The sequence below is a fragment of the Allobosea sp. P2_B12 genome, assembly GCF_056404835.1.
This window is the reverse complement of sequence record NZ_JBFUDG010000001.1, coordinates 1,023,434-1,049,102: the sequence shown is the minus strand read 5'-3', so window position 1 is coordinate 1,049,102 and position 25,669 is coordinate 1,023,434. Positions and strand designations below refer to the sequence as shown.

The 25,669-nt window shown below is 65.7% G+C and carries 25 protein-coding genes; 12 read left to right on the top strand and 13 right to left on the bottom strand.

Translation table 11 applies throughout. From position 1 onward, the window contains the following. Positions 1 to 23 precede the first annotated feature (23 nt). Together AC1DYU_RS05035 and AC1DYU_RS05030 are read left to right on the top strand one after the other, a co-directional pair. On the top strand, positions 24 to 1,025 hold the full coding sequence (locus AC1DYU_RS05035; RefSeq protein WP_476790660.1) for an NADP-dependent oxidoreductase: 1,002 nt from the start codon (positions 24 to 26) through the stop codon (positions 1,023 to 1,025). A gap of 83 nt (positions 1,026 to 1,108) precedes the next feature. Further along, the gene (locus AC1DYU_RS05030; protein WP_476790712.1) at positions 1,109 to 1,966 is read left to right on the top strand and encodes an alpha/beta fold hydrolase; all 858 of its coding nucleotides are present in this window, start codon (positions 1,109 to 1,111) and stop codon (positions 1,964 to 1,966) included. A gap of 95 nt (positions 1,967 to 2,061) precedes the next feature. On the opposite strand, the gene AC1DYU_RS05025 is transcribed toward AC1DYU_RS05030, so the two are convergent. The 3 genes from AC1DYU_RS05025 to AC1DYU_RS05015 all read right to left on the bottom strand — a co-directional run bounded on the left by AC1DYU_RS05025 (position 2,062) and on the right by AC1DYU_RS05015 (position 4,996). After that, on the bottom strand, positions 2,062 to 2,877 hold the full coding sequence (locus AC1DYU_RS05025) for an oxidoreductase (RefSeq protein ID WP_476790659.1): 816 nt from the start codon (positions 2,875 to 2,877) through the stop codon (positions 2,062 to 2,064). 57 nt (positions 2,878 to 2,934) lie between these two features. Continuing rightward, a complete protein-coding gene (gene fabF / locus AC1DYU_RS05020; protein WP_476790658.1) occupies positions 2,935 to 4,224 on the bottom strand; it encodes a beta-ketoacyl-ACP synthase II in 1,290 nt (429 codons plus the stop codon). A 166-nt stretch (positions 4,225 to 4,390) separates the two neighbouring features. After that, positions 4,391 to 4,996 carry a TetR/AcrR family transcriptional regulator gene (locus AC1DYU_RS05015; protein ID WP_476790711.1) on the bottom strand — a complete coding sequence of 202 codons (606 nt, stop codon included), beginning with the start codon at positions 4,994 to 4,996 and terminating at the stop codon, positions 4,391 to 4,393. Positions 4,997 to 5,075: 79 nt separating this feature from the next. Here AC1DYU_RS05015 and AC1DYU_RS05010 point away from each other — a divergent pair, with 79 nt between their 5' ends. The 6 genes from AC1DYU_RS05010 to AC1DYU_RS04985 all read left to right on the top strand — a co-directional run bounded on the left by AC1DYU_RS05010 (position 5,076) and on the right by AC1DYU_RS04985 (position 11,972). Next, the gene (locus AC1DYU_RS05010) at positions 5,076 to 6,197 is read left to right on the top strand and encodes an efflux RND transporter periplasmic adaptor subunit (RefSeq protein ID WP_476790657.1); all 1,122 of its coding nucleotides are present in this window, start codon (positions 5,076 to 5,078) and stop codon (positions 6,195 to 6,197) included. After that, positions 6,194 to 9,304, top strand: a complete 3,111-nt coding sequence (locus AC1DYU_RS05005) for an efflux RND transporter permease subunit (protein ID WP_476790656.1) — start codon at positions 6,194 to 6,196, stop codon at positions 9,302 to 9,304. Before AC1DYU_RS05010 ends, AC1DYU_RS05005 begins: the two co-directional genes overlap by 4 nt. 153 nt (positions 9,305 to 9,457) lie before the next feature. Next, positions 9,458 to 9,976 (top strand): arsenate reductase ArsC, encoded by a 519-nt coding sequence (locus tag AC1DYU_RS05000; protein WP_158486336.1) that lies wholly within the window; start codon positions 9,458 to 9,460, stop codon positions 9,974 to 9,976. Beyond that, the gene (locus AC1DYU_RS04995) at positions 9,973 to 10,854 is read left to right on the top strand and encodes a metalloregulator ArsR/SmtB family transcription factor (protein ID WP_476790655.1); all 882 of its coding nucleotides are present in this window, start codon (positions 9,973 to 9,975) and stop codon (positions 10,852 to 10,854) included. Before AC1DYU_RS05000 ends, AC1DYU_RS04995 begins: the two co-directional genes overlap by 4 nt. Beyond that, positions 10,851 to 11,306, top strand: coding sequence for an arsenate reductase (glutaredoxin) (arsC, locus tag AC1DYU_RS04990; RefSeq protein WP_476790654.1), 456 nt, complete (start codon positions 10,851 to 10,853; stop codon positions 11,304 to 11,306). The genes AC1DYU_RS04995 and arsC overlap by 4 nt, the downstream gene beginning before the upstream one ends. A gap of 3 nt (positions 11,307 to 11,309) precedes the next feature. Then, on the top strand, positions 11,310 to 11,972 hold the full coding sequence (locus AC1DYU_RS04985) for an MIP/aquaporin family protein (RefSeq protein WP_476790653.1): 663 nt from the start codon (positions 11,310 to 11,312) through the stop codon (positions 11,970 to 11,972). 107 nt (positions 11,973 to 12,079) lie between these two features. Here the strand turns inward: AC1DYU_RS04985 and AC1DYU_RS04980 are convergent, their stop codons facing one another. From AC1DYU_RS04980 to ccoN, 10 genes are all read right to left on the bottom strand, one after another. Then, positions 12,080 to 13,480, bottom strand: a complete 1,401-nt coding sequence (locus AC1DYU_RS04980) for an NAD(P)-binding domain-containing protein (protein ID WP_476790652.1) — start codon at positions 13,478 to 13,480, stop codon at positions 12,080 to 12,082. Between the two features lie 51 nt (positions 13,481 to 13,531). Continuing rightward, entirely contained in the window at positions 13,532 to 13,846 is a 315-nt protein-coding gene (locus AC1DYU_RS04975) for a metalloregulator ArsR/SmtB family transcription factor (RefSeq protein WP_158486413.1), read from the bottom strand. A 189-nt stretch (positions 13,847 to 14,035) separates the two neighbouring features. After that, the gene (gene ccoS, locus AC1DYU_RS04970; RefSeq protein ID WP_476790651.1) at positions 14,036 to 14,233 is read right to left on the bottom strand and encodes a cbb3-type cytochrome oxidase assembly protein CcoS; all 198 of its coding nucleotides are present in this window, start codon (positions 14,231 to 14,233) and stop codon (positions 14,036 to 14,038) included. A gap of 9 nt (positions 14,234 to 14,242) precedes the next feature. Then, positions 14,243 to 16,435, bottom strand: coding sequence for a heavy metal translocating P-type ATPase (locus AC1DYU_RS04965; RefSeq protein WP_476790650.1), 2,193 nt, complete (start codon positions 16,433 to 16,435; stop codon positions 14,243 to 14,245). Beyond that, complete coding sequence (locus AC1DYU_RS04960; protein ID WP_476790649.1) at positions 16,432 to 16,965, bottom strand: FixH family protein; 534 nt, start codon at positions 16,963 to 16,965, stop codon at positions 16,432 to 16,434. Before AC1DYU_RS04960 ends, AC1DYU_RS04965 begins: the two co-directional genes overlap by 4 nt. Positions 16,966 to 17,112: 147 nt before the next feature. After that, positions 17,113 to 18,555 (bottom strand): cytochrome c oxidase accessory protein CcoG, encoded by a 1,443-nt coding sequence (gene ccoG, locus AC1DYU_RS04955; protein WP_476790648.1) that lies wholly within the window; start codon positions 18,553 to 18,555, stop codon positions 17,113 to 17,115. Between the two features lie 2 nt (positions 18,556 to 18,557). Further along, positions 18,558 to 19,442, bottom strand: a complete 885-nt coding sequence (gene ccoP / locus AC1DYU_RS04950) for a cytochrome-c oxidase, cbb3-type subunit III (protein WP_476790647.1) — start codon at positions 19,440 to 19,442, stop codon at positions 18,558 to 18,560. 4 nt (positions 19,443 to 19,446) lie between these two features. Next, positions 19,447 to 19,602 carry a cbb3-type cytochrome c oxidase subunit 3 gene (locus tag AC1DYU_RS04945; RefSeq protein ID WP_305679403.1) on the bottom strand — a complete coding sequence of 52 codons (156 nt, stop codon included), beginning with the start codon at positions 19,600 to 19,602 and terminating at the stop codon, positions 19,447 to 19,449. 11 nt (positions 19,603 to 19,613) lie between these two features. Next, complete coding sequence (gene ccoO / locus AC1DYU_RS04940) at positions 19,614 to 20,378, bottom strand: cytochrome-c oxidase, cbb3-type subunit II (protein ID WP_476790646.1); 765 nt, start codon at positions 20,376 to 20,378, stop codon at positions 19,614 to 19,616. Between the two features lie 12 nt (positions 20,379 to 20,390). Next, on the bottom strand, positions 20,391 to 22,058 hold the full coding sequence (gene ccoN / locus AC1DYU_RS04935) for a cytochrome-c oxidase, cbb3-type subunit I (protein ID WP_476790645.1): 1,668 nt from the start codon (positions 22,056 to 22,058) through the stop codon (positions 20,391 to 20,393). A gap of 261 nt (positions 22,059 to 22,319) precedes the next feature. Between ccoN and AC1DYU_RS04930 the strand changes: the two genes are divergently transcribed. The 4 genes from AC1DYU_RS04930 to AC1DYU_RS04915 all read left to right on the top strand — a co-directional run bounded on the left by AC1DYU_RS04930 (position 22,320) and on the right by AC1DYU_RS04915 (position 25,669). After that, on the top strand, positions 22,320 to 23,153 hold the full coding sequence (locus tag AC1DYU_RS04930) for a transporter substrate-binding domain-containing protein (RefSeq protein WP_476790644.1): 834 nt from the start codon (positions 22,320 to 22,322) through the stop codon (positions 23,151 to 23,153). A 165-nt stretch (positions 23,154 to 23,318) separates the two neighbouring features. Next, a complete protein-coding gene (locus AC1DYU_RS04925; RefSeq protein ID WP_476790643.1) occupies positions 23,319 to 24,059 on the top strand; it encodes an amino acid ABC transporter permease in 741 nt (246 codons plus the stop codon). Then, positions 24,056 to 24,910 (top strand): amino acid ABC transporter permease, encoded by an 855-nt coding sequence (locus AC1DYU_RS04920; protein WP_476790642.1) that lies wholly within the window; start codon positions 24,056 to 24,058, stop codon positions 24,908 to 24,910. The genes AC1DYU_RS04925 and AC1DYU_RS04920 overlap by 4 nt, the downstream gene beginning before the upstream one ends. Positions 24,911 to 24,916: 6 nt before the next feature. After that, complete coding sequence (locus tag AC1DYU_RS04915; protein ID WP_476790641.1) at positions 24,917 to 25,669, top strand: amino acid ABC transporter ATP-binding protein; 753 nt, start codon at positions 24,917 to 24,919, stop codon at positions 25,667 to 25,669.

Here is a 25,669-nt window from a genome sequence, read left to right as displayed (position 1 = left end):
GGCGAGATTGGAGAACAGATTTCATGAAAGCCTTCATCCTCGATCGATACAAGAAGAACGGCGCGCTGCGGCTTGGCGAGATGCCGGAGCCGACCGTGCGGGATGACGATGTCCTGGTCGAGATCCACGCGGCCGGGCTCAATCCTCTCGATTCGAAAATCCGCGACGGCGAGTTCAAGCTCATCCTGCCGTACCGCCCGCCCTTCATCCTGGGGCACGATGTGGCGGGCAGGGTGGTCCGCGTCGGATCGAACGTCCGGCGCTTCAAGCCGGACGACGAGGTTTATGCCCGGCCGCGCGACGGCCAGATCGGGGCCTTCGCGGAATTCATCGCCGTGAACGAAGCCGACCTCGCGCTGATGCCGCAAAACCTCAGCATGGAAGAAGCCGCTTCTCTCCCGCTGGTGGGACTGACGGCCTGGCAGGCGCTGGTCGAACGAGCCGGTTTGCGAAAAGGGCAGAAGGTCCTGATACATGCCGGCTCCGGTGGCGTGGGGACATTCGCCATCCAGCTTGCCAAGCATCTGGGCGCGACGGTCGCGACGACGACGAGCACGGCGAACGTCGATCTGGTCAGAAGCCTCGGCGCTGATGTCGTCATCGACTACAAAAAGGAAGACTTCGAGAAGGTCTTGTCCGGCTATGACGTTGTCCTCAACAGCCTGGACGGCGACACGCTTCAGAAATCCCTGAAGGTGCTGAAGCCCGGCGGCAAGCTGATCTCGATCTCCGGCCCGCCGGACCCTGGTTTTGCCAGGGAACAAGGACTGAATTGGCTCCTGCAGCAGATCTTGCGTCTTCTGAGTTTCGGCATCCGAAGGAAGGCCAAAGCCCGCGGGGTCGGCTATTCCTTCCTGTATATGCGCGCCAATGGCGGGCAGCTGAGCCAGCTCACGTCGCTGATCGAAGCCGGGATCGTTCGCCCCGTCATGGATCGGGTCGTCCCGTTCGAAGCGACCAACGAAGCCATGGCTTACCTCGAAACCGGACGGTCAAAGGGCAAAGTCGTGATCAAGCTGAGGTGAGGGCGGTGTCGTCTTTGCGTGAAGCCCACGGGGACGCCAACGGCGTTCGTCTGTCGCGCGCATCTAAGGAAACGATCCTGAGCATGTCCCATCCATCGCAATCCAGCTCCATGACGTGGAAAGACGCGCCGACACGGAACGTCAACGTTGCCGGCACGATATTCGTCTACCGGCAGCTCGGGCCAACCACCGGCATCCCGATCGTCCTGCTGAACCATTGGGGCGCCGTTCTCGACAATTTCGATCCGCGCATCGTCGATGGCCTCGCCACGAGCCGGCGAGTGATCGCTTACAATTATCGGGGCGTCGGCGGATCGGGCGGCAAGGCGCCGCTCACGGTGGCCGAGACGGCCGAAGACGTCGTCGCCTTCATTCGCGCGCTGGGCCTCGAACAGGTCGATCTACTTGGCTTCTCGCTTGGCGGTTTCGTGGCGCAGGACATCGTTCTGAAAGAACCGGGCCTGGTTCGCAAGCTGGTCTTGACCGGCACCGGCCCGGCAGGCGGCGAGGGCATCGCGAATGTGGGGCGTATGTCCTGGCCGCTCATCCTCAAGGGGATGCTGACCTTCCGGGAGCCGAAATTCTACCTCTTCTTCACCTCGACAGCGAATGGCCGCCGCGCCGCGAAAGCCTTCCTGGAACGGTTGAAGGAGCGCAATGCGGATCGCGACAAGCCGATCACGATGGCTGCATTCCTGAGGCAGCTCAGGGCGATCAAGGCCTGGGGCAAGCAGACGCAACAGGACCTCAGCGGAATTCGCATCCCCGCTCTCATCGTGAACGGCGAGCAGGACAAGATGGTGCCCAGCCGCAACTCGGTCGACCTGGCGCGCCGCCTGCCGAATGCGGAACTCGTGCTCTATGAGGATGCCGGTCACGGAGGCATCTTCCAGTATCACGAGGCCTTCGTGGGAAGGGCTCTGGCGTTTCTTGCGCGCTGATCCCCGCGTGCTCGCAGCCTGCCGCGCGGGGGATCACCGATATCCATCGCAAAAGCGGCTGAACACTCGCCTCCGGATTCCCGTGATCCCGACCATCAGGCCGGTAGCCCGTTCTGCTTTCGCAAGCTTTTATCGAATGCGGATGCGGGGACGAAACGGCGCAGCAAACTGACCTGCCGCGCCATCTTTCCCGCCGCATAACGCCGTTTCGGAGCAGAAGCGGTCGCCGCTTCGAGGATCGTCCTTGCGACGACGTCCGGCGCATCGCCTGCTTCGATCGCTGTCCGCATAATCGTGTTCATGCCGTCCCGCGCGGCGTCATAGACGTCCAGCGGTCGGTCCGGCCTGATTTGGTTTTCCTCGAATGCGGTCCGGGTATAGGCCGGCTCGACCAGAACGACGCGGATGCCAAGCGAGCGCAGCTCGTGGTCGAGCGATTCGGAATAGCCTTCGATGGCATGCTTGGTCGCCGCGTAGAGCGCCGAATAAGGCGCCGGTATCAGGCCCAGCAGCGAACTCAGATTGACGATCCTGCCCTGCTTCTGGCGGCGCATCACCGGCAGAACCGCGTTGGTCACGCGCAAGACACCGAAGACATTGACATCGAACAGGGCCTTGGCCTGCTCGATCGAGGATTCCTCGGCGCCGCCGAGCAGCCCGATGCCGGCATTGTTCACGAGCAGGTCGATGCGCCCCGCCTGGGCCACCACCTCACCGATCAGCTTCGCTACGGATCCATCGTCGGTCACGTCACAGGGCAGCATGGTGACGCCTTCGAGGCGTTCCGAGGTCGCCCGACGGCTGGTTCCGAAGACGCGATACCCTGCGTCCGCTAGCGCCTTGGCCGTCACGCGGCCGATGCCGGAGGAAGCGCCGGTGACCAGGGCCACGCCAGGATTCTTCGTGTTCATAACAATTATCTCTTTGTTTTTGTTGAATAGGCGACGTCGAAGCGCTGCGCGGCTGCGTCAAGAACCCGCGCCGCTGATCGCGTCCGACCACCGCCGGAACAGCACGCTGGCATTCACGCCGCCAAAGCCGAAGCCATTGGCGATGGCGTAGTCCGTCACGATCGGTCGGGCCTCGTTCGCGACGAAGTCGATCCCGTCGCCGGCAGGATCGGGAGTTGTCAGATTGAGCGTCGGAGGAGCGATTTGATGTCGGAGCGCAAGGATCGCGAAGATGGCTCCAAGCCCGCCGGCTGCGCCCAGAAGATGGCCGGTCGCCGACTTCGTCGCACTGACGGCAATAGCGCGATCCGAGCCGAACAGGGTCCTGATGGCAGCCAATTCGCCGAGGTCGCCGACCGGCGTCGACGTCGCATGCGCATTGAGATGGCTGATTTCGCCCGGGGCAATTCCGGCCTGGGCGATCGCGACCTCCATGGCGCGGCGCGCGCCGCTGCCATCCTCGGGGCCGGAGGTGATGTGGTGCGCGTCCGCGGTCGTGCCGTAGCCGACGAGTTCGGCGAGCGGTGTGGCGCCGCGCGCCAGCGCGTGACCCAGCTCCTCGATCACCAGCATGCCGGCGCCTTCGCCCATCACGAAACCATCCCTTGCCATGTCGAACGGGCGTGAAGCCTCGGCAGGCTGGTCGTTGAAGCCGGTGGACAATGAGCGTGCGGCGGCAAACCCGCCGAGGCTGACGATGTTGATGCAGGCTTCGGAGCCGCCGCACAGCGCGATATCGGCTTCGCCCGAGCGGATGAGGCGGGCGGCATCCCCGATCGCCTGGATACCCGCGGCGCACGCCGTCACCGGCGCACCGAGCGGGCCCTTGAATCCGTGGCGGATCGAAACCTGCCCGGCGGCGAGGTTGACCAGGAAGGAGGGTACCGTGAACGGCGACAGGCGGCGCACGCCTCGCGTGTCCACGGTGCGTACGGCTTCGGTTATGGCCGGGAAACCGCCGATGCCCGAGGCGATGATGGTGGCCGTGCGGCGTTGTTCGGCGTCCGAGCCAGGCTTCCAGTTTGCCTGCGCAAGCGCCTCGTCTGCCGCCGCCAGCGCGAGGATGATGAACCTGTCGACCTTGCGCTGATCCTTTGGAGCCAGGACGGCATCGGGATCGAAGCCCGCCTCCGGGTCCTCGACGATGGAGGGAACGACTCCTCCCACCTTTGCCGGCAAATCGCCGACAACCTCGTCGGGGAGCCTGCGCAGGCCCGAGCGGCCGGCCAGCAGACGCGACCACGAGGCATCGACCCCGGCGGCAAGCGGCGTGACCGCTCCCAGGCCCGTAACAACAATCCTTCGCATCAGGCACCTATCGGTTTCATCTTGCCGGTGGGATCGGCCGACGCGAAATGCAGGTCGCTCAATCCCAATCCGTTCGTCAGCACGCCGGGCGCCGCCGCGAAGACGCGGTGCAGTGGCCGGGTGTCGGGCGTGCAACCGCGACAGAGCGCGCCTGAATCAAGGGCCGTCACTGGCGCCGACCGGGATGTGCTTCGCCCGCAGGCGAACGCGGCAGCACGCTTTCGGCCGCGGCCTCCAGGAACCGCTTCGACATCTCTTGGTCGTTGACCGCGCGCGCGAGGAGCACCGCCCCGACCATGGTCGAGAGGATGGCCATGGCCTTGCCGTCCGGCGCGCCGCCCTCTGCCCTTCCGATCCAGCCATTCAGCAAATCGAGATATTCGCGGATGCCGGCTTCAAAGGAGGTCTTCACCTCCGGGCCTTGCCGTGCGGCATCGGAACCGAGCGCCACGACAGGACAGCCATCCGTCTTCTCGGCGCAGTGACCCATGCTGAGATAGAAATCGACGACAGCCGACAGCGGGTCTTCAGGACTGGACTCGGCAGCGGCCGACCATCGTTCCAACGCGCTCTCCAAAGCGCGCCGGGAGGCTCGCGCCGCCAAATCGTCCTTGGAGTCGAACTGCTTGTAGAAGGCGCCCTGCGTCAGCCCGGCACCCGCCATCAGATCCTTCAGGCCAATGCCGTCAAAGCCATGCTGCCGGAAGAGGCGGCTTGCCACGTCGATGACCGTCTGCCGGTTTTCTTCAGCCTGCTGCCGCGTGACACGCATCGGGGGCTCCAAAATTAGATTGCGTTCAACCTCTATATCGATCATAGAGTTCGAACGCAATCTAATTTGGTAAGAGGCGATGGGCAAGACAAGAAAATCGGTCATTGCGGCGGGGGGCGTCCTGTTCGCGGCGGCGGCGGTCGCGGGATTCGTCGCGCTGTCGGTGCGCCCGCAGCAGGCTTCGGCCGTCGGAGACCCGCGACAGGCCGCGCCGATCGTCAGGCTGGCGACGCCGACGCCTGTCGTCGCATCCGAGCGCCGCTTCACCGGCGTCGTCGCCGCCAGGGTGCAGAGCAATCTCGGTTTCCGCGTTCCCGGCAAGATCGTCGAACGGCTGGTCAATGTCGGCCAGCCCGTCACGGCCGGTCAGGCGCTGATGCGGATCGACGAAACCGATCTGCGGCTTGCGCTCACCGCCAAACGCAACGCGACGATCGCGGCGCGTGCCGTCCTGGCTCAGGCGAAGGCGGACGAGAAGCGCTATGCGGTTCTGGTCAAGGACGGTTTTGCCGCGAGTCCGCAGCGCTACGAACAGGCAAAGGCGGCACTCGACACCGCCGCCGCACAACTCGCCGCGGCGGAAGCGGATGAGAAGGTCGCCGAGAACGGATCGAGCTATGCCCTTCTGGTCGCCGATGTCGACGGGATTGTCGTCGAGACGCTTGGTGAGCCCGGCCAGGTCGTCACGGCCGGCCAGGCCGTGATCCGGCTTGCCCAGGCGGGCCCGCGCGAGGCGATCGTCGCACTCCCGGAAACCGTCCGGCCCGCCATAGGCTCGACAGCCTTCGCCAAGCTCTATGGCACGGAGGCCCGCCGCCATGCGGCCACGCTAAGGCAGCTGTCGGATTCCGCCGATCCTCTGACGCGCACCTATGAGGCGCGCTACGTCCTCGACGGCGAGGCCGCGGCGGCGCCGCTCGGAGCGACCGTGACGATCCGGCTGACCAATCAGGCGAGCCAGCCGGAGATGGAAGTGCCGCTCGGAGCGGTCTTGGACGATGGCCGGAAGACGGGCGTCTGGCTCCTCGATGAAGCGTCGTCGACGGTGCGGTTCCGCGCCGTCAGGCTCGTGCGGGTGACCAACGAGACCGCCGTGGTCTCCGGGCTGAGCGCTGGCGAGCCGGTCGTTTCGATCGGAGCGCATCTTCTGCAGGAAAGCGCCCGCGTCAGGACCCTCTCGCAGAGCAAGGTCAGCAAATGAGCTTCAATCTCTCGGCGATCGCCGTTCGCGAAAGGGCCGTCACCCTGTTCTCGATCCTTCTGCTCGTCGCGGCCGGCGCCTACGCCTTCATCATGCTGGGTCGGGCCGAAGATCCGAGCTTCACCATCAAGACGCTGACGGTCACGACGGTCTGGCCGGGCGCGACCGCGCGTGAAATGCAGGACCTTGTCGCCGAGCCGCTGGAGAAACGAATCCAGGAGCTGACCTGGTACGACCGGGTCGAAACGACCACCCGTCCGGGCTACGCCTATATGACGGTCACGCTCAAGGACAGCACGCCCCCATCCGCCGTTCAGGAGGAGTTCTACCAGGCCCGCAAGAAGCTCGGCGACGAGGCCCGCAACCTGCCGCCAGGCGTGGTCGGCCCCTTCGTCAACGACGAATATTCGGATGTGAGCTTTGCCCTCTATGCGCTGAAGGCCAAGGGCATGCCGATGCGCGAACTGGCGCGACAGGCGGAAACCATCCGCCAGGACCTGCTGCACGTGCCCGGCATCAAGAAGATCAACATCCTCGGCGAACGGCCGGAACAGATCTTCGTCGAGTTTTCCTTTGCGAAGCTCGCGACGCTGGGCTTGTCGGCGCAGGACGTCATCGCGGCCCTGCAACGGCAGAATACCGTTACTCCGGCGGGTTCGATCGACACGAACGGGCCGCAGATGTTCATCCGGATCGACGGCGCCTATGCCGGTTTGAAGACGATCGCCGATACGCCGATCGTCGCTGCCGGGCGCAGCCTGAAGCTCTCCGACATTGCCGAGGTTCGGCGCGGCTATCAGGACCCCCCGACCTATCTCATCCGGCGGCAGGGCGAGCCCACGATCCTGGTCGCAGCGGTGATGCAGGCGGGCTGGGATGGGCTGGCGCTCGGCAAGGCGCTCGAGAAGAAGACCGCTGACATCGCCGCGATGCTCCCGCTCGGTATGACGCTCGACAAGGTCACCGATCAGGCCGTCAACATCAGGTCGGCGGTCGACGAGTTCATGATGAAGTTCGCCATGGCGCTCGGCGTCGTGCTGCTGGTGAGCCTGCTCAGCCTCGGCTGGCGCGTCGGCCTCGTCGTGGCGGCCGCGGTTCCGCTGACGCTTGCGGTCGTGTTCCTGATCATGCTCGAGACCGGGCGATTCTTCGACCGGATCACGCTGGGCGCCCTCATCCTGTCGCTGGGCCTGCTCGTCGACGACGCCATCATCGCCATCGAGGTCATGGTGGTGAAGATGGAGGAGGGCATGGACCGTATCAAGGCGGCCGCCTATGCGTGGAGCCATACGGCCGCGCCGATGCTGTCGGGCACGCTCGTGACGATCGCCGGCTTCCTGCCCGTCGGTTTCGCTCGCTCGACGGCCGGCGAATATGCCGGCAACATCTTCTGGGTCGTCGGCTTCGCCCTGATCGTCTCCTGGATCGTCGCGGTGGTGTTCACGCCCTATCTGGGCGTGAAGATGCTGCCCGACATCAAGCCCGTCGCAGGCGGCACGCATGCGATCTACGACACGCCGAACTACCGGCGCCTGAGACGTCTCATCACCTTCGCCGTGCGCCACAAATTCATGACCTGCGTCATCGTCGTCGTCGCGTTCGCGCTGTCCGGCATCGGCATGGCCGGTGTCAAACAGCAGTTCTTCCCGACATCGGACCGGCCCGAAGTGCTGGTGGAAGTGCGTCTGCCGGAAGGCACCAGCATCGAAACCACGACCGCCACGGTCGAAAAGCTCGAACGCTGGCTGGGCGGCCAGCCCGAGGCGACGATCGTCACGAGCTACGTCGGCCAGGGTGCGCCGCGCTTTTTCTTCGCCATGGCCCCGGAACTGCCGGATCCCGCCTTTGCCAAGATCGTCGTCCTGACGCCCGACGCCGAGAACCGCGAGGTCTTGAAGCACAGGCTCCGCGAAGCCGTATCCCAGGGCCTGGTCCCGGAGGCTTTCATTCGCGTCACGCAGCTCGTCTTCGGCCCCTACACGCCGTTCCCGGTCGAGTTTCGCGTGATGGGGCCCGATCCCGCCGAACTCTATGCCATCTCCGAAAAGGCCCTGGAGGTCATGCGGGGCGTTGTCGATGTCCGGCAGGCCAATCGGGACTGGGGCAACCGCACGCCGGTGCTTCGCTTCGTTCCCGACCAGGACCGGCTGAACCTCATTGGCCTGTCGCCTGCAGCCGTCGGCCAGCAGCTGCAATTCCTGCTCACCGGGGTGACCGTCACGCAGGTTCGCGAGGACATCCGCAATGTCCCGGTGGTGGCGCGCAGCGCGGGCAGCGAACGGCTCGACCCGGCGCGTCTTGCGGATTTCTCGCTGACGAGCCGCGACGGTCGCCAGATTCCGCTCGACCAGATCGGTCATTCCGAAATCCGTCTGGAAGAGCCCATCCTGAAACGCCGCGACCGGACGCCCGTCATCACGATCCGGACCGACATCAACGAGGCGACGCAGCCGCCGGAGGTCTCCAAGCAGATCAGGACGGCCCTGCAGCCGCTGATCGCAGCGCTTCCGGCGGGCTATCGCATCGAAACCGGGGGATCGATCGAGGAGGCCGGCAAGGCCAACGCGGCCCTGGCTCAAATCTTCCCGGTGATGATCGCGGCCACCCTGATCGTCATCATGTTCCAGGTGCGGTCGTTCTCAATGATGGTGATCGTGCTGCTGACGGCGCCGCTGGGGGTGATCGGCGTCGTCCCGACCCTGCTCATCTTCAACCAGCCCTTCGGGTTCAACGCCATCCTGGGCCTGATCGGACTGGCCGGCATCCTGATGCGCAACACGTTGATCCTCACTGAGCAGATCGAGGAGAACCGTGCCGCCGGCCTCGACGACTATAACGCCGTCATCGAGGCGACGGTGCAGCGGACGAGACCCGTGATCCTGACGGCGTTGGCCGCCGTGCTCGCGTTCATTCCGCTCACGCACTCCGTCTTCTGGGGATCGATGGCCTATACGCTGATCGGCGGCACGGCGGTCGGCACCGTGTTGATCCTGCTGTTCCTTCCCGCGCTCTACATTGCGTGGTTCCGGATCAAGCCGCGTGCCGACGAGAACGATGAGGTCGCGACGGAGCGAGTTGAGCCGCGAACCGCAATGGCTGCTGAGTAGGAAGCCATTCTTGGAAGGAGATCGTTCAGGCGTCCGAGTGACCCTCGCGTCTCCCGATCGTGAGGATACGCTGTCCGGTGGGCATGTCGGTTGACATCAAAATGAGAATGCGGCCAATATGTCGATACTAATCGACATAACGAGATGATGGCCATGACTCGCGCGCCGCTGAACGTCCTCTTCGTCTGTACCGGCAATTCCGCCCGCTCGATCATGGCGGAGGCCATCATGAGCCGCGTCGCGCCCGGCAAGTTCAAGGGTTACAGCGCCGGCAGCGATCCGAAGGAGGAGATCAACCCCTTCGCCGCGCGGCTTTTGAAATCGCTGAACTATGACATCTCGCAGTTCCGTCCGAAGAACTGGGAGGAATTCGCCAGGCCGGGTGCACCGGAGCTCGATTTCGTCTTCACCCTCTGCGATGACGCCGCCAACGAGCCGTGCCCTTACTGGCCTGGCCAACCCATGAGCGCCCATTGGGGCCTGCCCGACCCGGCCGCCTTCGTCGGCGATGACGTGCAGAAGGCCCTTGCCTTCGCCGACGCCTACCGGATGCTCAACAACCGGATATCGACCTTCGCCAGCTTGCCCTTGGCGTCCCTTGAAGGGGTCGCGCTGCAACGCCGGCTCGAATCGATCGGCACTGACGCCGGCAAGACGGACCACGCCGCTTGAACAATCGCCTCGAAGCGCCGGCCGCGGTGGATCTGCTGGGTGCACTCGCCCAGCCGACGCGGCTGGAGATCTTCCGCCTGCTGATGCGCTACCGGCCTCACGGGCTCGCCGCCGGCGATATCGGCCGGTTGCTGGCGGTCGCGCACAATACGCTCTCGACCCATCTTGCCGCGCTGGAGCAGGTCGGTCTGCTGGCATCGCGGCGCGAAGGCCGGCACGTCATCTTCGCGGCGGCGCCCGGACGGGCTGACGCATTGCTCGGCTTTCTCGCCGACGCCTGCTGCAGCGAGCGCCCGACCGGATGCGACACCGCAGCCTCCGCCTATCCTTCACGGAAGGAGCCGCGTGCCACCGACGCGCCCCTTCGCGTGCTTGTCGTCTGCACTGGCAATTCCGCTCGCTCGGTCATGGCGGAGGCGGTGCTGAACCGCGAGGGGCTGGGCCGCATAGAGTCGTTCTCGGCGGGCAGCCGACCGCACGAGGCGCCGCATCCGCTCGCGCTCGGTCTGCTTGACGAGCTCGGATACGAGAGCTCCGGCTTTCGTTCGAAATCCTGGGACGAGTTCCTGGCTCCGGGCGCACCGAAGCTCGATCTTGTCATCACCGTTTGCGATGCCGCGGCTGACGACGCTTGTCCCGCCTTCCCGGGAACTCCCCTGCAGGTGCATTGGGGCCTCGATGACCCGGCCATCGTCGAGGGGCCGCTCGAAGCGCGCCGCGCCGCATTCCGCAAGAGCTACCGCAACCTGGCCGCCCGCGTCTCCGCCTTCGTCAACCTGCCATTCGAAGAGATGACACTGACCGAACTCGCACCGCTGCTCGCCGCGATCGGGCGGATGGATGGCGCCACCGATCGATCCCTGGAGCCGGCCGCATGAGCCACGACCCCGCCACCACCGATGTGGTGATCTATCACAACCCGGATTGCGGCACTTCGCGCAACACGCTGGCGCTGATCCGCAATGCTGGCGTCGAACCGCATGTCGTCGAATACCTCAAGACCCCGCCGAACCGGGCGTTGCTGACCAGGCTAATCGCGCGCATGAACCTGCCGCTGCGCGCGATCCTGCGCGAGAAGGGCACGCCCTTCGCCGAACTCGGCCTGGGTGATCCCGCCGTCAGCGACGAGGCGGTCTGGTCGGCCGTTGCCGCGCATCCGATCCTGATCAACCGACCGATCGTGATCACGCCCTGGGGCGTCGCCTTGTGCCGGCCCTCGGAAGCGGTGCTCGACATTCTGCCGCTGCCGCAGCTCGGCCCGTTCGACAAGGAGGACGGCGAGCCGCTGATCGATGGGCATGGCCGTCGCGTCGCCGCATCGGCGGCCTGAGGCATGAAACAATCGCTTTCCATCCGCCTGCTGGCGGAAGCGCTCGGCACCGGCATCCTGGTCGCGACCGTCATCGGCTCCGGCATCATGGCGACCAGGCTGTCGCAGGACGTCGCGATCCAGCTGCTCGGCAACACGATTCCGACCGGCGCGATCCTCGTCGTGCTGATCACGATCCTCGGGCCGGTCTCTGGTGCGCATTTCAATCCGGCGGTCAGCCTCGTCTTCGCGCTCAGGCGCGAGCTGCCCTGGCGCGAACTCGCGCCCTATGCGTTGGTGCAATGCCTCGGCGGCATCGCCGGCACGGTGATCGCACATCTGATGTTCGGGCTGGCGCCGCTGATGATCGGCACGACTGCGCGGACCGGCGCCTCGCTCTGGCTGGCGGAGGCGGTCGCGACCTTCACGTTGGTGCTTGCGATTCTCGGCTCGCTCAAGGCGCGACCGGAGAGCGTGCCGCTGATTGTCGGCCTGACCATCACCGCGACCTACTGGTTCACCGCCTCGACTTCCTTCGCCAACCCGGCGGTGACGCTGGCGCGCGGCTTCACCACGAGCTTTGCCGGCATCGCGATCGAGCATGTGCCGGTGTTCGTTCTGGCGCAGATCGTCGGGGCGCTGGTTGGGTTGGCGGTGGCCGGAGCCTTGTCGTTCAATCGCAGCTGAGCTGTCGCGTCAGGCCGACTGTCGTCGCTGATGTGCAGTCGCTATGGCGGACGGGTCATAGCCGCGCCCGCCTGAGGGCGCGGTGAGAGGCAAGGACAGGCTCGCCATCAGACTTCGGCCGCCTCGCGATTTTCGCCTTGAACGGGACTGCAGCCGCAACCCGTCTCGCCGGCGGCCTTCGCTTTCGCGTCGTCGGCGCAGCAGGCATCGACCGAGACCGGAGCGGGACCGCCGCAGCAGCTCGTCTTCGCCTGGCTTGGACCACCCGGCGTGGAGCTGCACACCCCGGTCTCGGGCAAAACCAGCTCGACGCGCCGTGCTGCAGCATGGTCGCCGGCAAGCTCGGCGACGATCGAGCGAACCTGCTCATGACCGGTCGCGAGCAGGAAGGTCGGTGCGCGGCCGTAAGACTTCATGCCGGCGATATAAAACCCGGGTTCGGGATGAGCGAGTTCGACCGCGCCATGCGGCCGAACGGTGCCGCAGGAGTGAATGTTGGGATCGATCAGCGGCGCCAGGCTCGGCGGACATTCCAAGGCGGGGTCGAGCGCGATGCGCAATTCGCGCAAGGGGCTCAGATCCGGGCGGAACCCCGTTGCGACGACGAGCTCGTCTGCCGTCACGGTCTGATTGCGCGCGTCGTCCGAGACGAGCCGTAGCCCCGTTTCATCGCACTCGATCCGATCCAGCTGGAAGCCGGTGAGGGCGCGGATCCGCCCCTGTCTGACGAGCTCGGCAATCTGCAGGCCGAGATCGCCGCGCGCCGCCAATTGGTCAGCAACGCCGCCGCCAAAGGCCTTTGCCAGAATCGGACCCCGATAGAGCCAGGTGATCTCCGTCGAGAGCGTTGCCGCCTGCAATTGCGACAATGCGATGAGGGTGCCGATGGCCGAATGCCCGCCGCCGAGCACTGCGATGCGCTTGCCGGCATAGCGCCACCGGGCTTCGCCCAGAGCATTCGGCATGCCGTAGCTGATGCGTGCCGACGCCTCGGACTCACCCGTCGCCGGAATGCCGCCGGCGCCAGCCGGGTTCGGCGAGAACCAGGTGCCGGAGGTGTCGATCACAGCGTCGGCGGTGAGCTTCGCAATCGCCTTGCCGTCGCGATAGCGAACCAGAAATGGCGCCGTCGCGCGTCCGGCGCTCTTCACCTTGTCGAAGCCGACGCGCGAGACCGAGATCAGCTCCGCGTTGAACCTGATGTGATCGCGCAGGATCGTCCGCTCGGCGAGGGGAGCGACGTAGTCCGAGACGAGATCGCCGCCGGTTGGATACCGGTCCGGATTCGGCCGCGTCCAGCCCGCCGTCACAAGGAGGCGCTCTGCCGCCCTATCGATGTTGAAGGCCCAGGGCGAGAACATGGGCACATGCGCCCATTGCTGGATGGCATGTCCCGCGGACGGGCCTCGCTCCAGGACGATCGGGGAGAGGCCGCGCTCCAGGGCATGGGCTGCCGCCGCAAGGCCGACCGGACCGGCTCCGATAATCGCGATCGTTGTGATTGCCATCTTATATCCTCCCATAAAACCGGAATTATCGAAATAACACGCCGAAAAACGTCATGCGGCGCTCTGGTCGGAGGCGCAGTTGCTGTCGGCGCAGCATTCGGCCACCAGGAACGCGACAAGTTCATTCATGCGGTCGAAATTGGCTCGACAAATCAGCGTCGTGCCGTCGCGCTCCTGGCTGACGAGGCCGACGATGATGAGCGTCTTCAGATGATGCGAGAGCGTCGAGGCGGCGATTTCCAGCCGCTGCTGGCACTGTCCCACGGACAGACCGCCATGGCCGGCCCTGACCAGCAGCCGATAGAGCGAGAGTCGCGTCGGATTGCCGAGCGCTTCGAGCTTCGCGGCTGCGTCTGGTGTGTTCATCATGTCGGCGAGCTTGCAATGGGCAGGCGAAAGGAGTCAATCGATATTTCCAGAAGTACGAAATAATACTGCCGGTCGGCCCGGTAGCTGAGGCCTGAGCCGCGCCAATCTTCACGCGCGAGCGCGCCCGGGGCAGGCGAGCGCGATCCGTGCCATGGATGTCGCCCGCGCCTCAGGACAGATCGACGGTCAGGGCACGTCGATCTGCGGGCCGTGTGTCCCGGCTGGTCGGTCCGGCGACCGCGGGAGGTCGTCATCCTGCAGGGCGCGCCAGCCGGGCCCCTCGAGATCGGCGAACTGGCCCGTCCGCATGCACCAGAAGAACGCAAGCAAGCCGACAAGGCCGAGGCCCAGAGCCAGCGGAAACAGGATCACGAGAATGTTCATGGCGCGGTCCTAGCGGGGTGCGCCCGAGCGCCTTGCGGCGCGCAAGGCGTTGAGCGTGACGATCAGGGACGAGCCGGACATCGCCGCCGCCGCGACCAGCGGAGTCGCCAGCCCGGCGATCGCGACCGGAACCGCGATTGCGTTGTAGAGCACCGCGAACCAGAGGTTTTCCAGCATCAGTTTTCGCGCCTGCCGGGCGGTGCGAAGGCTGGAAGCCACCGGCGCGAGGCTGTCACCGAGGAATACGATGTCGGCCGATGCCTGCGCCAGATGCGTCGCGCTGATCGGCGAGATCGAGACATGGGCCTTGGCGAGGGCAGGGGCGTCGTTCAGCCCGTCGCCGACCATCAGGACCTTGCAGCCCTGCGCGGCAAGCCGGTCCAGTTCGAGCAGCTTCTCGTCGGGGCGCAAGCCGGCCTTGTAGTCGGAGATGCCGAGCTGGGCCGCGACGGGCGCGACCGCAGAGGCGCGGTCGCCGGAGAGGATCAGCACGCGCAGGCCGAGCCTAACCAGCGCCTGCACACACGCTTCCGCATCCGGGCGTAGTTCCTGGTCGACGGCGAAGACGGCGCTCGCCTCGCCATGTCGCCAGGCGATCAGCGAGGCCGTGGGGAAGGCGGCCGCGACCGGCGCTGCGGCCACTTCGGCGTCGCAGAAGCCGACGCTGCCGAGACGCATCTCGACACCGTCGCACAACGCGCTCAGGCCGAGCCCTTGATGCTCGCGGACTCCCTCGATCGGCCGGAGATTGCCCGCCGCGATCGCGATCGGGCGGGCCAGCGGATGGCGGCTGGCCGCGGCGAGGCTGCCGGCCTTGCGCAGCACCTCGGACGCGACGCTTCCGGCATTGACCAGGGCGGGATCCGGCAGGGTCAGGGTTCCCGTCTTGTCGAAGACGACGGTGTCCGCCTCGGCCAGGCGCTCCAGCGCTCCGCCCTCCTTGAGCATCACCTTCTGGCGAAACAGAGCGGAGGCCGCGACGACCTGCACGGCCGGGATCGCCAGCCCCAACGCGCAGGGGCAGGTGATGATCAGTACGGTGATCGCGATGATCAAGGCCTGCTGCCAGGCCAGCCCGAAGGCGATCCAGCCCAGCAAGGTCGCGAGCGCCGTCGCATGCACCAGCGGCGCATAAAGGCGTGCCGCGCGATCGGACAGGCGCACATAGCGCGAGCGGCTCTCGACGGCCTGCGCCATCAGGCGGTCGATCTCGTCGAGCAGCGTGCCGCCGCCGGCCGCCGCGACCCGCACGGTCAGGGCTCCCGACAGGTTGATGGTGCCGGCATAGACGGACGCACCCGGGGCGATGCTGATCGGCGCGGTCTCGCCGGTCACCAGGCTCTGGTCGATATCGGAGGCACCGCTCTCGACCATCCCGTCGACGGAGACGCGCTCGCCCGGCCGGACCAGGACGAGGTCGCCGCGGGCGATCGCCGCGATGGGGACGACGACCGTCTCGCCGCTCGCCGACAGGCGCGTGGCGGTCTCCGCCTTGAGCGCGGCCAGATTGCCGGCGAGATCGCGTGTGCGCCGCCGCATCAGCTCGTCGAGATAGCGCCCGATCAGCAGGAAGAAGAGCAGCATCACCGCGCCGTCGAAATAGGCGTGCTCGGCATGGTTCCAGGTCTCGACGACCGACATCCCCAGCGCCAGCACGACGCCAAGCGTGATCGGCACGTCCATGTTGACCGCGCCGGCCCGCAGCGCCCGCAGCGCGCTCTCGAAGAAGGGGCGTCCGGCATAGGCGGCCGTCGGTAAGGCGAGCAGGGCCGAAAGCCAGTGGAAGAAATCGCGGGTGACCGGCGAGATGTCGCTGCTGTTGCCCGACCAGACCGAGACCGAGAGCAGCATGATGTTCATGGCGGCGAAGCCCGCGACGCCCAGGCAGCGCAGCAGGCGCTTCTCTTCGCGCGAGGCGCCATCGCGCTCGGCCGATGGCAGGAACGGGTAGGCCTTGAAGCCCAGGCCGGACAGGCGCTCGATCACCGTCTCGGGCCGGAGTGCGCCTTCGCGCCATTCGACGGTGACGCGCTTGAGCGCCAGGTTGACGCGCGCGCTCAGAATATCGGCTTCGCGGGCAAGACCGCTCTCGATCGCCTGCATGCAGCCGGCGCAGCGGATGCCGTCGACCGCCAGTTCCATCCCGGCGATATCGCCGTCCCGATGGCGGACGAAGACCGACAGATCCTGCTTCATGCTCACAGCCCTCGATCCGTCAGCACGACGCGGCTGCGCGAAAGGAAGACCGGCGCGCCGTCGCGCCGCGCCTCGATCACAACCGTCCAGCCACCGCTGTGGACCGCCGGCACGCGCGCCGCATAGCTGCCTGGCGCCGTCTCGCTCAGCGTCGCGTCGTGATCCAGCTGCCGCGTCGCCGGGTGCAGCAGCTTCGCCTCGACAGCCAGCCCCTGGACGGGCAGCCCCTGCTTGTCGTGCAGCACCAGCGCGACGAGGGCATCCGCGCCGGTGCGGTGGATGTCGGCCTTCGCCTGCCAGCCGCGTGCGTCCTGCTCCTGCATGCGGGCGATCTCGCTGTTGAAGCGCTGGCTCGTCTCATAGGCGCTCTTCACATCGACGCCGGGCATCGTCCGGATCGCCATGGTCATCATGATCGCGTTGACCCCGGCCACGACGAAGAAGAAGCCGATCATGCTCGCCAGCACGATGCGCCCGCTGAGTTCGAACGGGCGGCGCGGGCTCGGCGCGGCGCGAACCGGCAGATCGATCGGCATGATGAAACCTCCGCAGCAGCACATGGGCGTTCTCTGGAGCATGGCCTTGGCGGAAACGGGTGGCGTCTTCGCTGAGGTCGTTGCTCGATCTCTCTGTCCACGAACAGGTTTTCGCGGTCGGGCGGGAACGCCCGGCCGCGACGTGATCTAGGGCGCGATGAAGTGATCCTGGACCGTCACGACTTCGCCCGCGAACAGGTCGGAAGCGGTGAAGGTGATCGTCTGCGTCGGATTGACATGGACATCGGCGGGCACGGTGACGAGCACCCGGACCTCGCGCGAGGTGTCGGGCGGGACGGACACGATCGGCCTCAGATCGGCTGTCGCCGTCACGCCAACGGCTTCGATGCGCAGGCCCGGCACGCCGTGGACAGTCAGCGCCACAGGACGCTCGTCGGGGCGCTTGTTGAGGATGCGGATGGTGTAGGCGTTGCGGATCGAGCCGTCGCTGAGCAGAACGAAGAGCGGTGCGCGGTCGTGCAGGACCGACAACTCCACGGTGCGGCGCGTCGCCAGCTGGTAGACCATGGCGCCGCCGACCAGGAGGATCAGCGCGGCATAGATCATCGTGCGAAGGCGCAGCGGGCTGTAGATCGGCTTCTCGCCGGCGATGCGGCGCTTGACGTTGTCGTCGGTGTCGTAGCCGATCAAACCCTTGGGACGGCTGATCTTTTCCATGACGTTGTCGCAGGCGTCGATGCACAGACCGCACTGGATGCAGTCGAGCTGCGCGCCGTCGCGGATGTCGATCCCTGTCGGGCAGACGGCGACGCATTGGCGGCAGTCGATGCAGTCGCCCGCCGGCTCATTCTTGGCTCGCAGACGCTCGGCTTGGCGCAGCGAGACGCGCGGATCGCCGCGGTCGTAGCGATAGGTGACGTTCAGCGCGTCGTCGTCGGTCAGCGCGGCCTGGATGCGCGGCCAGGGGCACATATAGTTGCAGACCTGCTCGCGCATGATGCCCGCGAGCGCATAGGTTGTGAAGGTCAGGATCGCGATGAAGGCGTAGGCCGTGAACGGCGCCTGCAGGGTCGCGAGGTCGCGCACCAGCGTCGGCGCATCGGCGAAGTAGAGCACCCAGGCGCCGCCGGTCCACCAGGCGATCATCAGCCAGACGAAGTGCTTGGCGCTCTTGCGCCAGATCTTGTTGGGGGTCCAGGGCCCTTCGTCGAGCTTGATGCGCTCGCGCCTGTCGCCCTCGAAGAAGCGCTCGACCACCAGGAACAGATCGGTCCAGACGGTCTGAGGGCAGAGATAGCCGCACCAGACCCGGCCTGCGACCGCGTTCATCATGAACAGAATGAAGGCCGCCAGAATCAGCAGGCCGGTGAAGTAGTAAACCTCCTGCGGCCAGATTTCGATGAAGAAGAAATAGAAACGGGCATTGGCGATGTCGAGCAGGACCGCCTGGTCGGGCAGGTTGGGGCCGCGGTCCCAGCGCAGGAAGGGCAGCAGGTAATAGACGCCGAGGCAGAGCGCCAGGATGATCCATTTGGCGCGCCGGTAAGGCCCGGACACGCTTTGCGGATAGACCTTCTTCGTCGCCGCGAAGAGCGGCAGGTCGCCAAGGTCCGTCTCCTGGGAGGCCATGTCTACTGGCCCCCTCCCAGCGAGTGCACATAGATCGTCAGCGCCTTCACCGTGGTCGCGTCGAGACGCGGCCCCCAGGCCGGCATCACGCCGGCGCGGCTGTTGGTGATGGTCTCGGTCAGAGAGGCCAGGTCCATGCCGTAGAGCGAGATGGCGTCGGTGAGGTTGGGCGCACCGAGCTCCTTGTTGCCCTTGCCGGCATCGCCATGGCAGGCGGCGCAGTTGGTGGCGAAGAGCTCGCGGCCCTTGGCCAGATCGGCGCTGGCTTCCGTCGGCAGGCCGGCCAGTTCGCGGACATGGTTGGCGACGGCACGGATCTCTGCGGGCTTGAGCAGCCCGTCCTTGCCGAAGGCCGGCATCTGGCTGACGCGGGTGTCGTTGTTGCCGGCGACGCGGACGCCGTGCTGGAGCGTCAGATGGATCTGGTCGAGCGTGCCGCCCCAGAGCCAGTCGTCGTCGTTGAGGTTGGGATAGCCCTTGGAGCCGGCCCCCCCGACGCCGTGGCACGCGGCACAGTTGTCGCCGAAGGCGGCCTTGCCCTGCGCCATCGCGATGCGAAACAGCGACGGGTCGGCCTTGATCTGCGCGAGGGAGGCCTCCGCGAGACCGCTCGACTGGGTCGCGCGGTGCTGCTGCAGCAGAGCGAGGTCCTTGGCGATCTCGATGCGCGAGGCATAGCCGATGACGCCCTGCGTCGCGCCGGTGATCAGCGGCCAGGCCGGATAGACGACCCAATAGCCGACCGACCAGACGATGGTGGCATAGAAGATGCCGAGCCACCAGCGCGGCAGCGGGGTGTTGAGTTCGCGGATGCCGTCCCATTCATGGCCGGTCGTGGGCACGCCGGTATGGGCGTCCACCTCGTGATGGTCCTGATGCTGAGCCATGATGTCAGTCGTCCTGCAGCGGGGTGCGGGCGGCCTCTTCGAACCGGGCCTTGTTCGACGGCCAGAAGGCATAGAGGCAGACGGCGAGAAAGATGCCGACGAAGTAGAGCAGGCCGGCGGACTGCGCGAAACGCGCGAGCCACTGATAGGTTGTGTCCATGATGACCTCGCTCAGCGAATGTTGGCTTTGTCGTCGTAGAGCTTGAAATCGACGAGCGTGCCCAGCACCTGGAGATAGGCGATCAACGCGTCGGCCTCGGTGATGCGAGCCGGGTCGCCGTCGAAATCGCGGGCCTGCACCTTCGGGTAACGTGCCTCGAGCTCGCCGGCCTTGGGATGCTCCGGCGTGGCCTGAGCCCGCAGATCGGTCTCTGCCTGCGCGATCATCTCGTCGGTGTAGGGCACGCCGCCGCCCCGGTTGGCGCGCAGCTCGTTGGCGATGTCGCCGAATTTGAGCTCGTTGCGCGCCAGGAACGGATAGCCCGGCATGATCGATTGCGGCACCAATGCGCGCGGATCGGCGAGGTGGCCGCGCTGCCACTCGTCGGAATACTTGCCGCCGACGCGGGCGAGATCGGGTCCCGTCCGCTTCGAGCCCCACTGGAACGGCTTGTCGTACATGCTCTCGGCGGCGAGCGAATAATGCCCGTAGCGCTCGATCTCGTCGCGCAGCGGCCGGATCATCTGGCTGTGGCAGTTGTAGCAGCCCTCGCGGACATAGATCGCGCGGCCCGCCAGCTCGAGCGGGGCGTAGGGCCGCATGCCGTCGACCTTCTCGATGACGTTCTTCAGGTAGAAGAGCGGCGCGATCTCGACCAGGCCGCCGACCGAGATCACCAGCAGCACGCCGATGATCAGGATGATGGAGTTGGTCTCGAAGATCTTGTGCTTCGACCAGAGCGACTGGCGAGGAGCCTTGTGTTCGATGCTCGTCATGGAAGGCGATCCTTACTCGGCCGGCACGAGGCTGGGCTGCAGAGGGGCGCTGTCTTGGGCGCTCTCGGGCGTTCCGCTGCGGACCGTCATCCAGAGGTTGAAGACCATGATCAGCGCGCCGGTCAGGAAGAGTGCGCCGCCGAGCGCGCGGATGACGTAGAAGGGATGCATCGCCGCGACCGTCTCGATGAAGGAGTATTCGAGGAAGCCGAGCGGGGTGTAGGCCCGCCACATCAGGCCCTGGAGGATGCCGGAGACCCACATCGCCGAGATGTAGAAGACGATGCCGAGCGTCGAGATCCAGAAGTGCCAGCTCACGAGCTTGAGCGAATACAGCTCCTTGCGGTTCCAGAGCCAGGGCACGAGGCAGTAGATCGCGCCAAACGAGATATAGGCGACCCAGCCGAGCGCTCCGGAATGGACATGGCCGATCGTCCAGTCTGTGTAGTGGGAGAGCGAGTTGACCGCCTTGATCGACATCAGCGGCCCCTCGAAGGTCGACATGCCATAGAAGGCCAGCGAGACGACCATCATCCGCAGCACGGGGTCGGTACGCAGCTTGTCCCAGGCACCTGACAGCGTCATCAGGCCGTTGATCATGCCACCCCAGGACGGCATCCAGAGCATGATCGAGAAGGTCATGCCGAGCGTCTGGGCCCAGTCGGGCAGGGCGGTGTAGTGCAGGTGGTGCGGACCCGCCCAGATGTAGAGGAAGATCAGCGCCCAGAAGTGGATGATCGAGAGCCGGTAGCTGTAGACCGGCCGGCCGGCGCGCTTGGGCACGAAGTAATACATGATCGCGAGGAAGCCGGCGGTCAGGAAGAATCCGACCGCGTTGTGGCCGTACCACCACTGGAACATCGCATCCTGCACGCCCGACCACAGGATATAGGACTTCGGCGAGAGGACCGAGACCGGCAGCGCCAGGTTGTTGCCGATATGCAGGACCGCGATGGTCAGGATGAAGGCGAGATAGAACCAGTTCGCCACATAGATGTGGGGCTCCTTGCGCTTGGCCAGCGTCAGCAGGAACACCAGCAGGTAGACCACCCAGACGATGGTGAGCCAGAGATCGGCGTACCATTCCGGCTCGGCGTATTCCTTGCCCTGGCTGATCCCCAGCAGGTAGCCCGTGCCGGCGATGACGATGAAGAAATTATAGCCCAGGATCACGAACCAGGGCGCGATATCGCCGGCCAGGCGGGCGCGGCAGGTGCGCTGGACGACGTAGAAGGAGGTGCCGAGCAGCACGTTGCCGCCGAAGGCGAAGATCACGGCCGAGGTGTGCAAGGGCCGCAGGCGGCCGAAATTGATCCAGGGCAGATCGAAGTTCAGGACCGGAAAGGCGAGCTGCAGGGCGATGATCAGGCCGACCGAGAAGCCGGCGATGCCCCAGAACATCGCGGCGATCGTCGCGAACTTGACCGGCTCCATGTTGTAGTTCGGGCGCCCGTCGATCTCCTGCGGCGCGGGCACTTGGCCGGGCTGGAACAGGCGGTTGGCGAGGAGGATCAGGCTGCCAAGGGCCGCGGCGATCGCCAGCGTCACGTGGAAGGCATAGGCGGGATGGTCGGTGAGCGCCGCCACGAGAATCAGCGGCAGGACCGCGCCGGCGGCAAGGATCATGCCGCCGAACTCTCCCACGGTTGCCTGTCTGGTTGGAGAGACAATCGCTCCCATGAATCAATTCCCCCGTAACCGTTGCGCTGCTTGGGTTGAGCCTTACAGGCGCACGCGCCGGCCGGGTTTGATCCATGTCAAAGGGGCATCCCACGCCGCCGCCTTCGCGCCACGGCCTTGATCTCCTCAGGGTCCGGCCTGCCATGGCGCGCAGCCAGCCATTTTGTCGCTTTCAGGCCAGAACATGTCGTATTCCAACACATCACGGAGGGGATGCATTGGAACTCTAGCGGTCACAAAAAAACGAGGGGACCGACCGACATGAATCGTCTTGCCATTCTTGCGTCCAGCCTGGTGCTGGCCTGCGCCGCGACCCTGGCCGCCCTGCCTGCCGCGGCCCAGGATTCGCTGGCTAAAATCAAGGAGAAGGGCGTCCTCTCCGTGGGCGTCAAGAACGACTACAAGCCCTGGGGCTTCCTCGAGCCGTCGGGCAAGATCGTCGGGCTGGAGATCGATCTCGCCCAGGCCGTCGCCGACAAGATCGGCGTCAAGCTCGAGATGCTGCCGGTGACCGGCGCCAACCGCATGGAATTCCTCAAGCAGGGCCGCATCGACATGATCGTGGCGACGATGGGCGACACCGCCGATCGCCGCAAGATCGTCGGCATGGTCGAGCCGAACTACTATGCCGGCGCGACCAACGTCATGGCCCCCAAGAGCGCCGGGCTGAAGAAGTGGGAAGACCTCAAGGGCCGCAAGGTCTGCGCCGTGCAGGGCGCCTATTACAACCGCCGCGTCTCGCAGCTCTACACGCCCGATCTGACGGTTTTCCCGACGGTTCCCGATGCCCTCAATGCGCTGGCCGGCAACAACTGCGTCGCCTTCCTGTTCGACGACACGCTGATCGTCTCGACGCTCTCGGCCGGCGATCCGAAATGGGCGAATTACGAGATGCCGCTTGTCTCCGAGGACCCGCAGCTCTGGGCGATCGGCATCCGGCTCGAGGACATGGACGGCCCGCTCGGAAAGATCGTCAAGGACATCTCGACCGACTGGCACAAGAGCGGCAAGCTGCTCGAACTCGAGACCAAATGGGGCATCAAGCAGAGCCCCTACCTGATCGAGACCAACAAGAAGCTGAAGGCGGCGTCGTAAGTTCACGTCCGTCGCTAAGCGCAGTCCAATGCCAAATCCTCCCCGTCATCCCGGGCTTGCCCCGGGATCCATCGAAGGGCGCGTCGCTCTAAGATGGATCCTGGAGCTTCGCTTCGCTGCGTCCGGGATGACGTCGAGGGTGGGGCAACGGGACGGCAACTCCCAATGATCGCCGCCTTCTTCGAGCGCTTGAACGAGACGCAGGGGCTGAACTTCTCGGTCTTCTACGACGCGTTCGACCGCTCGCGCTTTCTCACCGGGCTCTGGACCACGAGCTATATCTGCGTAGTCGCGATCCTCGCCTCGCTGCTGCTCGGCCTGCTCGGCGTCTGGGTCGCCGGCAGCGGCTCGCGGCTCGGGCGTCTGCTCGTGCGGGCTTACGTCCAGTTCTTCCGCAACACGCCGCCGCTGGTGCAGCTGTCCTTCTTCTATTTCGCCGTTGGCGGGCTGCTGCCCACGGTATCTGACGGCTTCGGCGGGCAGTCGCCGCTGGTCTCGGGGACGGGCTGGGCGATCATCGCGCTCTCGCTTTTCGCGGGCGCCTTCAATGTCGAGATTTTCCGCGCCGGCATCGAGGCGGTGCCCTCGACCACGGTTGAGGCGGCCGAATCGCTCGGCTACACGCGGCTGCAACTCTATATCCATGTCGTGCTGCCGCTGGCCTTCCGGATCTGCTTGCCGGCGCTGAACAACAACCTCGTCAATCTCGTCAAGACGACGACGCTGGCCTACGCCATCGGCGTGCCCGAACTGCTTTATGCCGCGTCGCAGATCTGGTCGGAGAGTTTCAACGTCCGCGAGATGATGAATGTGCTGCTGGTGACCTATGTGCTGCTCGTCGCCGTGCTGGTCTTCATAATGGGCCGCTGGGAGAGGGCGATGCGCATTCCCGGTTACTCGACATGAGAGCGGGTACGACCGACCTTCCCGTCCTGCTGCCCTATCGTGCGCCGGCTCCGATCGCGCCGTCGGGCCTTGCCGCGCCGGTGTTGCTGGGTGGTGGAACGCTGGCCGCCTTCGCCATCCTGTTCGGGGCGTCGCTCGCGCTGGCGCAGGTCACGATGCGCCCGGCCGGGGAGGGTGCGACCACCGTGCTGCTGCGCTGGGCGCCGCTGATCTTCCAGGGCTTCCTGTTTAACATCCTGATCAGCTTTCTCTCGATGGCGCTGGGCACGCTCGTCGGCGTGCTGGTCGGCGTCGCGCAAGTCTCGCTGGTCGTCCCCCTGCGCAAAGCCGCCTGGGGCCTGACCCAGTTTTTCCGCAACGCGCCCTGGCTGGTGCTGCTGTTCTACGCGATGTTCCTCTTGCCCTTCGAGTTCCGGGTATTCGGCCTGACCATCGCCTTCCCGGCCTGGGTCAAGGCGGTCGTCGGGCTGGCGCTGCCGGTTGCTGCGAACGTCTCCGAGATCGTGCGCGGCGGCGTCCGCTCGATTCCCTCGGGCCAATGGGAATCGGCCGAGGCGCTGGCCTTCACCCGCCGGCAGACCATGTGGATGATCATTCTGCCGCAGGCTTTCAAACGGATGATCCCGCCCTGGATGAACCTCTATGCCATCCTGACCATGGCGACGACGCTGATCTCGGTCGTCGGCATCCAGGACGGGCTGACCATCACCCGCGCGGCGCTCGTGGCCGAGAGCCGGCCCGAGCTGATGATTCCGATGTATCTGCTGCTGCTGCTGATGTTCTTCGCCTATTGCTACCCGATTGCGCGGGCGACACTGGCGCTGGAGCGCCGTTTCAACGTGAAGGCTTAGACGGATATGGCAAGCCGGCATCAACTGGGCGAGCCCGTCGTCGTGGTCGCAGGCGTGGAGAAATCCTTCGGCAGCTTCAAGGTGCTCAAGGATGTCGGACTGATCGTGCGGCGCGGCGAGACCGTCTGCATCATCGGTCCGTCCGGCTCGGGCAAGTCGACGCTTTTGCGCTGCATCAACGGGCTCGTGCCGATCAGCAAGGGCTCGATCATGGTCGCCGGCCGCGAGGTCAATGATCCGCGCCTCGACAAGCTGAGTTTGCGCCGCGACGTTGGCATCGTCTTCCAGCAATACAATCTCTTCCCCCACAAGAGCGCGCTGCAAAACGTCATGATGGCGCCGATCCATGTCCTCAAGCAGGACAAGGCCGAGGTCGAGGAGCGGGCGCGCCGGCTGCTCGCCAAGGTCGGCCTCTCCGACAAGCTCGCGAGCTATCCCGGCGAATTGTCGGGCGGGCAGCAGCAGCGCGTCGCGATCGCGCGCTCGCTGGCGATGAACCCTAAGGTCATGCTGTTCGACGAGGTCACCGCCGCGCTCGACCCCGAGACGAAGAAAGAAGTCTTGGTGACGATCCAGGATCTCGCCGCCGAAGGCATGACCTGCATTCTCGTGACCCATGAGATGGGCTTTGCCCGCGAGGTCGCCGACCATGTCTATTTCACCGATGGCGGGTTGATCGTCGAGCATGGGGCGCCGGGCGAGCTGTTCGGCGCGCCCCGCGAGGAGCGCACGAAGGCCTTCCTCGACAAGGTGCTGTGA

Bases quoted from the DNA above. Each gene is read 5' to 3' on its own strand.
- AC1DYU_RS05035 (WP_476790660.1), top strand. From the start codon at position 24: ATGAAAGCCTTCATCCTCGATCGATACAAGAAGAACGGCGCGCTGCGG.
- AC1DYU_RS05030 (WP_476790712.1), top strand. From the start codon at position 1,109: ATGTCCCATCCATCGCAATCCAGCTCCATGACGTGGAAAGACGCGCCG.
- AC1DYU_RS05025 (WP_476790659.1), bottom strand. From the start codon at position 2,877: ATGAACACGAAGAATCCTGGCGTGGCCCTGGTCACCGGCGCTTCCTCC.
- fabF (WP_476790658.1), bottom strand. From the start codon at position 4,224: ATGCGAAGGATTGTTGTTACGGGCCTGGGAGCGGTCACGCCGCTTGCC.
- AC1DYU_RS05015 (WP_476790711.1), bottom strand. From the start codon at position 4,996: ATGCGTGTCACGCGGCAGCAGGCTGAAGAAAACCGGCAGACGGTCATC.
- AC1DYU_RS05010 (WP_476790657.1), top strand. From the start codon at position 5,076: ATGGGCAAGACAAGAAAATCGGTCATTGCGGCGGGGGGCGTCCTGTTC.
- AC1DYU_RS05005 (WP_476790656.1), top strand. From the start codon at position 6,194: ATGAGCTTCAATCTCTCGGCGATCGCCGTTCGCGAAAGGGCCGTCACC.
- AC1DYU_RS05000 (WP_158486336.1), top strand. From the start codon at position 9,458: ATGACTCGCGCGCCGCTGAACGTCCTCTTCGTCTGTACCGGCAATTCC.
- arsC (WP_476790654.1), top strand. From the start codon at position 10,851: ATGAGCCACGACCCCGCCACCACCGATGTGGTGATCTATCACAACCCG.
- AC1DYU_RS04985 (WP_476790653.1), top strand. From the start codon at position 11,310: ATGAAACAATCGCTTTCCATCCGCCTGCTGGCGGAAGCGCTCGGCACC.
- AC1DYU_RS04980 (WP_476790652.1), bottom strand. From the start codon at position 13,480: ATGGCAATCACAACGATCGCGATTATCGGAGCCGGTCCGGTCGGCCTT.
- AC1DYU_RS04975 (WP_158486413.1), bottom strand. From the start codon at position 13,846: ATGAACACACCAGACGCAGCCGCGAAGCTCGAAGCGCTCGGCAATCCG.
- ccoS (WP_476790651.1), bottom strand. From the start codon at position 14,233: ATGAACATTCTCGTGATCCTGTTTCCGCTGGCTCTGGGCCTCGGCCTT.
- AC1DYU_RS04960 (WP_476790649.1), bottom strand. From the start codon at position 16,965: ATGCCGATCGATCTGCCGGTTCGCGCCGCGCCGAGCCCGCGCCGCCCG.
- ccoG (WP_476790648.1), bottom strand. From the start codon at position 18,555: ATGGCCTCCCAGGAGACGGACCTTGGCGACCTGCCGCTCTTCGCGGCG.
- ccoP (WP_476790647.1), bottom strand. From the start codon at position 19,442: ATGGCTCAGCATCAGGACCATCACGAGGTGGACGCCCATACCGGCGTG.
- AC1DYU_RS04945 (WP_305679403.1), bottom strand. From the start codon at position 19,602: ATGGACACAACCTATCAGTGGCTCGCGCGTTTCGCGCAGTCCGCCGGC.
- ccoO (WP_476790646.1), bottom strand. From the start codon at position 20,378: ATGACGAGCATCGAACACAAGGCTCCTCGCCAGTCGCTCTGGTCGAAG.
- ccoN (WP_476790645.1), bottom strand. From the start codon at position 22,058: ATGGGAGCGATTGTCTCTCCAACCAGACAGGCAACCGTGGGAGAGTTC.
- AC1DYU_RS04930 (WP_476790644.1), top strand. From the start codon at position 22,320: ATGAATCGTCTTGCCATTCTTGCGTCCAGCCTGGTGCTGGCCTGCGCC.
- AC1DYU_RS04925 (WP_476790643.1), top strand. From the start codon at position 23,319: ATGATCGCCGCCTTCTTCGAGCGCTTGAACGAGACGCAGGGGCTGAAC.
- AC1DYU_RS04920 (WP_476790642.1), top strand. From the start codon at position 24,056: ATGAGAGCGGGTACGACCGACCTTCCCGTCCTGCTGCCCTATCGTGCG.
- AC1DYU_RS04915 (WP_476790641.1), top strand. From the start codon at position 24,917: ATGGCAAGCCGGCATCAACTGGGCGAGCCCGTCGTCGTGGTCGCAGGC.